At 35.8% G+C, this 6,278-nt stretch carries 6 protein-coding genes; all 6 read right to left on the bottom strand.

Features of this window, described 5'->3' with window-relative positions:
• Positions 1-41 precede the first annotated feature (41 nt).
• A complete protein-coding gene (gene sspO, locus BT1A1_RS06035; protein WP_034769119.1) occupies positions 42-203 on the bottom strand; it encodes a small acid-soluble spore protein O in 162 nt (53 codons plus the stop codon).
• Between the two features lie 780 nt (positions 204-983).
• Positions 984-1,727 carry a YjbA family protein gene (locus BT1A1_RS06030; protein WP_034769117.1) on the bottom strand — a complete coding sequence of 248 codons (744 nt, stop codon included), beginning with the start codon at positions 1,725-1,727 and terminating at the stop codon, positions 984-986.
• 156 nt (positions 1,728-1,883) lie between these two features.
• A complete protein-coding gene (gene fabF, locus BT1A1_RS06025) occupies positions 1,884-3,122 on the bottom strand; it encodes a beta-ketoacyl-ACP synthase II (RefSeq protein WP_034769114.1) in 1,239 nt (412 codons plus the stop codon).
• A 294-nt stretch (positions 3,123-3,416) separates the two neighbouring features.
• On the bottom strand, positions 3,417-4,349 hold the full coding sequence (locus tag BT1A1_RS06020) for a beta-ketoacyl-ACP synthase III (protein WP_034769113.1): 933 nt from the start codon (positions 4,347-4,349) through the stop codon (positions 3,417-3,419).
• A gap of 143 nt (positions 4,350-4,492) precedes the next feature.
• Positions 4,493-5,266, bottom strand: a complete 774-nt coding sequence (locus tag BT1A1_RS06015; protein WP_034769111.1) for a hypothetical protein — start codon at positions 5,264-5,266, stop codon at positions 4,493-4,495.
• A 25-nt stretch (positions 5,267-5,291) separates the two neighbouring features.
• Positions 5,292-6,014, bottom strand: coding sequence for a hypothetical protein (locus BT1A1_RS06010; protein WP_034769109.1), 723 nt, complete (start codon positions 6,012-6,014; stop codon positions 5,292-5,294).
• Positions 6,015-6,278: the final 264 nt, after the last annotated feature.

Below are 6,278 nucleotides of genomic sequence, written 5' to 3'. Positions count from 1 at the left end.
CTTTTGAAAAAGGGGATGGCTTTTTCATCCCCTTTTTTTCATTATTGCCGTTTTTTCGTTTTTTTATTGTTCAACCTTTCAGCAGCTGTCAACGGTTCATTGGCAAATTCATGATCAAATTCGTGTGATTGATCATCTTTTTTTGCTTGCTCATCGCTAAAATATTTTCGGAGCTGTTTTTTCAGTTTTTCGTTTTCCGACATCGTTTCCACCTCCAACCTTATGTTTTACATCTTTTCATAGAGTATGTACGATTTATGTCAGACAAAATTTCCCGGTCATCATATACGATTAAAATCAACAAAATAATCAATCTTGTACTGACATATTTTAGCGTACACATTAGAAGTCACCAAACAACTATTACTTCTTCAGGCTTTTCATCGCTTCTTCTATAATCTTCTTACGCATTTGATTGTCCATCTTTTTATCAATCAATCCGGTTGGAATAATAATTAATAAATGGATAACACAAATGGTTATCGTGACAAAAGGAATTTTAAAGAAAAAACTATTTGCTATTATAACTGAAAAAATTATCAAACAATTATATTATTAGTTCTTTCGGATTTTTTAACGGAAAATTGGAAAGAGATGAATAAAATTTTCATTACTAAATTTTTAATTTATCAAATTCCTTTTTTCATAACCTATGTCATTTTAAATCCTGAAATGACCAGTATAAATTATTGGTTCTTGATCATATTTGAATGTTATATTAAAAGAACCAAGATAAATAATCCTACAATGATTTTTATATTATTGTTACTCATCCATATATTATTGATTATTATTAGTTATTTTATTATTACCATTATTTCATTAAGTTCGTTATCGGTGTAATTACCATTTTAGTAAGTAACACAGTTGTTAATCCTGATTTGCCCTATACTAAAATTTGGGATACATTGTTAATCACCATGCAGTGTACAAAAAAATGCCCCTGAGGTTTTATCTCATGGACATTTTTGAAGTGGGACTCTTTAATTTACCTTTGATCCTTTTTCCATTTCCCAAAGTTTTTCAAAATATGGTTCACCTTTTATTAAAGCCTCACATAGCTTCTCATGTTTTTCTGTCCAACCGAGTTTTACTTCTTCATACAGTTGATTCCATATTTCTTCAAACGATTTCGTCCGAATCGTTGAATAATGTCCCGGTGCCCATTCTGTATACCAGTACCGGACTTGCCCTGTATTTTTCGATGTATATAGATGATCTAAAGCTAAAAATAACAATTGCTTTAACTGCCGCTCTTTCCTTGTCAGCCCCATCATTACTTCCGGTTCAGGTGACATAATATGATGTTCTTTTTTCGGATGTTTTGGTATCGAATATTTGATCGGATTTTCTTCTGCTATCATCTCATATACAAGTTGCTCTTGTCTCGGGATTATGCGACTTTTCCTCATCGGTATTTGATATCCGAGCGTATCGACGGCCAGAATGCCGATGCCGTCTGTTATGATAAAACAATAGTCCAACTGGATCCGCTCATGATTTTTTCGCAAATACGCCTTTTGAAACACATCATTCAATAAACTTTCCGGCAGATCAGTCAACCCATTTTCAATATAATCATATAAGTCTTTCGTTACTTTCAAAACCGGTACCTGATCTAATAATTCGATGGTATCATCTTTTCGCCATTCATGAAAATGACAGACATTATATCCGTTCTCTTCCCCTTCGAACCAATTCACCCAAACATCATGCAAATACATCATTTCTAACCCCTCGCTTAAAGACTGTTTGAGTACAGTATTGTCCGAAAAGAGTTAAATTATTCCTGAAAAAGCAAGATTTCCTTCTCTTAATGGCGAAAAGACGATGATAAATACGTAAAGCCAGGTCCCCTTTCCCTGGCTTTAAGCGTTTCTACATTATTCATATTTTTTAAAGACTAGCGTTGCATTATGACCGCCGAATCCGAGCGAGTTGCTCATCGCATACGTAATTTCTTGATTTCTTGCTTCATTTGGAACATAATCCAAGTCACAATTCGGATCCGGATTTTGTAAATTCATGGTTGGCGGTAAAATGCCTTCCTTTAGAGCTAAAACAGTAAAAATTGCCTCTACCGCTCCGGCAGCGCCTAATAAATGTCCGGTCATTGATTTCGTTGAGCTGATGGCCATTTTATAAGCATGATCGCCAAATATTGTTTTAATGGCTGTTGTTTCATATTTATCATTATATTCGGTACTTGTACCATGGGCATTAATATAATCGATTGTTGTCGGGTCGATTCCAGCATCATCGATCGCCATCTTCATTGCACGGGCACCGCCTTCTCCTTCAGGTGCCGGAGCAGTAATATGATAGGCATCACCGGTCGCTCCGTAGCCGATTACTTCTGCATAAATATGAGCACCTCGGTTTAAAGCATGATTCAATTCTTCTAAAACAACGATCCCTGCCCCTTCACCGATAACAAAACCGTCACGATCTTTATCAAACGGCCGGCATGCGGTTTTTGGATCGGGATTGGTTGAGAGCGCGGTATTGGCACAGAATCCTGCTATCGACATTCTTGTGATTGGGGCTTCAGAACCACCGGAAATCATGACATCTGCATCACCGCGTTCAATAACTTTAAATGCATCGCCAATGGAGTTTGTTCCGGTTGCACAGGCCGTTACTGTACAAGAATTAAAACCTTTTGCACCAAGAAAAATCGAAACTTGCCCGGTTGCCATATCCGGAATCATCATCGGTATAAAGAACGGACTAACCCGCCGATAGCCACGTTGTAAAAAGGTTTCAAATTGATTTTCCAACGTTTCTAACCCGCCGATACCCGAACCAATCCAAACACCGACTCGATGTGCATTATGATCATCAATTGTCAGATTGGCGTCTTTTACGGCCATAAGTGATGCAGCTACGGCAAAATGAGTAAATCGATCCATTTTCCTTACATCTTTTCTTTCAATAAAATCTTCAGGATTAAAATCTCTCACTTCTGCGGCAACTTTTGCAGGAAACTCATCAGCATTAACCCGAGTCATCGGACCGATACCTGATTTTCCGTTTATAATATTATTCCAAGAAGTTAGGGCATCACTGCCAACAGGTGTAACAGCACCAATCCCAGTAATAACTACCCTTCGTTGTTCCATTTCAATACAACTCCTTTTTAATCGTGCATATTTCCACTATGAAACTTTCAAGAATTCGTACACTATTTTATTACGATCGTCCTTCATCTTATCTTACCATCCCGGAAAAAATTTTGAAAAGTTTTTTAGGTTTTAAAGAATTTTTACCGAACAATAATACACCTAATAATCAAATGATAGATGTCTACATAACCGCTTACCTGTTAACAACTTGCTTATGTCGATTGATTAGTTAAAACAACCGGGCTGTAACCGGTTTAGTCAAGACGGGCCTTTTAGCGGTAGTAAAACAAATTACTTGCCCCATTTCATTAAAATCGCTCCCCAAGTTAGACCACCGCCAAAACCAACCATCAAGATAATATCATCATCTTTAATCCGTCCTGCTTCCAAATCCTCAACTAAAGAAATTGGAATGGAGGCTGCAGATGTATTTCCATATTTTCCAACAGTATTTGACATTTTTTCAATCGGGAGATCCAATCTTTGTCTTGCTGCTTCCATAATTCGGATATTAGCTTGATGCGGGATAAGAAAATCGACGTCCTCCTTCGACAAGCCTGCCTTTTCTATCACATTTAAGGCGGATTCGCCCATTTGTCGAACAGCAAATTTAAAGACTTCTCGACCGTTCATACAAATATATTTTTCTTGATATAAAAATTTTCCTCCAGAACCATCTGCACCGAGTTCAAATGATAAAATTCCTCGTCCGTCAGTGACCGGTCCCATGACCACTGCACCGGCTCCGTCACCAAATAATACGGCAGTTGAACGGTCTTCCCAGTCGGTTATTTTCGATAACTTTTCTGCACCGATAACTAATACATACTTATAAACACCTGTTTCGATAAATTGTTTGGCCGTCACCATTCCGTACATTAATCCGGAACATGCGGCACTAATATCCATCGCTGCAGCTTTTTTGGCACCAATTTGTTCCTGAATCATGCAAGAAACGGTTGGGAAAGGCTGATCAGGAGTAACCGTTGCTGTTAAGATGAGATCAATATCTTCAGGCTGAATCCCGGCATCCTCAATCGCCTTTTGTGCAGCGAAATAAGCCATATGTGAGGTGTTTATGTCATCACCGGCAATTCTTCGCTCCCTGATCCCGGTTCTCGTTCGAATCCATTCATCGGAAGTATCCATTCTTTTTTCTAAATCTTGATTCGTTACTACATTTTCCGGTACATAACGACCAATACCAACAATTCCAACATTCATGTAACTCACTCCTCATTTGAAAAATTCTGATCACAACTATTTTTATTATGAGTTATTATGACTTGGTACTAATTTTACTTGAAAAAAAAAGATAATTCAATTGAAATTTTGTACAGTGGAAATAATTCAAGTAAACTTACATGTTACAAATCAAATATCGTTTGTAATTTCTTTATTTCATCAAAAAAACGTTCTCCGTCATTTGTTTCATTGACAAAAATAACTTTACCGGGATCATTGACGGTTTCATCTTCCGGAAAATCGGTTTGTGATTTAATACCGGTCAGCATATATAGACATTCATGCCAACGATGTTTGTTTTGATTTCTAATATAAAATTCTCCTTTTTCTTCATGTAACATTAAATCAACAATCGTTCTACCCGCATCACTAATATAAATGGCATCTGCGTTTCTGCTAATTTTTTCCCCCATTAACATATGGTAAAGATATGAAGTCTCGGTAAACCACTTCCCATATATAATGGGAACGTAAATCGATAATGTTTTGCAAAATTTTTGTTCAATTACCCGAAAATAATGATTCATTGACTGGATCCTTTGGTCGGGACCTGATGCTTTTAATAAAATGATCGGGGCTGAAGCATTTTTTACTGAAAGCCGGGCAAAAATTTGTTCAAGTTTTTTTAAAATCATTTCCCATTGATTTTCATCGTAAAATAACCAATCATATAATGGGATGATCATTGGAACGTTTATGGATCGTTCTAAATTTTCGCCCATTCTCTTAAAATTCGCATTTCTGCCAAGCAATAAATTTTTTTCTTCAATAATTTCCTGATCCTCATAGTCATCACAAACATTTACATGGTTTACTTGATAACCTTTATTTAATAGTTGTTCACAAATTTCAAATCCCAATTGTCCAAAGGATCCGAAGAGGATATATCCGTCCATTTGCTTCACCTGCTGTCAAATACGATTACAATTGAGCTTCAGCCTGCATGAATAAGTTCTTTGCGTAATAAGCAATGCGCGACCTTTTTTCCGGTAAAATAACATAGATATTTTCATTATATTTAGAAAAATATTTTTTATATAGCTGTGTCCATAGCGCATCTTGAATTCCATGTTCTAAAATATGAATGATAACGAAAGGATATGTGATGGTAAATGATGTCACTTTTAAGTTTTTGATATTTTTTTCACAACTTTCTTCACTAATATTGTAAGCAGATGATAAATCTTTGATCGTTTTTTTATAAAGAAAAGGTTGATCTTTCAAAATTGATATCATCCATTGAATGGAAAATATCGGATTAATGAATACAATCGAGCGAATCATTTCTCTTTTATTTTTTAATAAATCCATGGCAATCAAAGTCCCAATTCCTTCTGCAATAATGTGCACCCGTTCGTTTAAGATTTCCGTCCGCTTAATAAATTCGTATAGACTGGCCACTTGTTCAACAGATTGCTTATTTCCCATATGCCTGTAATTGAAATTTGTATAATAAACGGTGTATCCGTCATCTAAAAATGATTGAAGGATTTTCTGTCTTGCATTGTTACTTAACCAATTACTACTCTGTTTATCTACATATTGTTCTTCTCCGCCGATGACCAATACCCCGAATCCATTTGGTTTTTCCGGATAATGAATGATACAATATTGATCATTTAAGGTGAAAATTCGAAAGTTCATACATAACCCCTCTTATATTTACTTACCAATTATTTTCCATTCATTAACACAATAATCAGCCTTGTGGGCAGTGCTTCTCTTTATACTTTATTCAAAAAAGTAATAAACTCTCTATTACAATTGCCTATTTTTCATTTATCTTTCCTGTAAGTCCGGGGAAAAACAGCTTTGTCAGATTGCCTCTTGTGTTTCGCAATAAAAACCTAAGCTGTTTATTTTAAATTGCTCAATAAGAAACCTTTCCTAAAATTTGATTTTTATGGT

Origin of the sequence: Caldibacillus thermoamylovorans (assembly GCF_000751775.1) — a bacterium.
Lineage (GTDB): Bacteria > Bacillota > Bacilli > Bacillales > Caldibacillaceae > Caldifermentibacillus > Caldifermentibacillus hisashii.
Note: the sequence above shows the minus strand (reverse complement) of the source record. Positions and strands in the feature narration are given on the sequence as shown.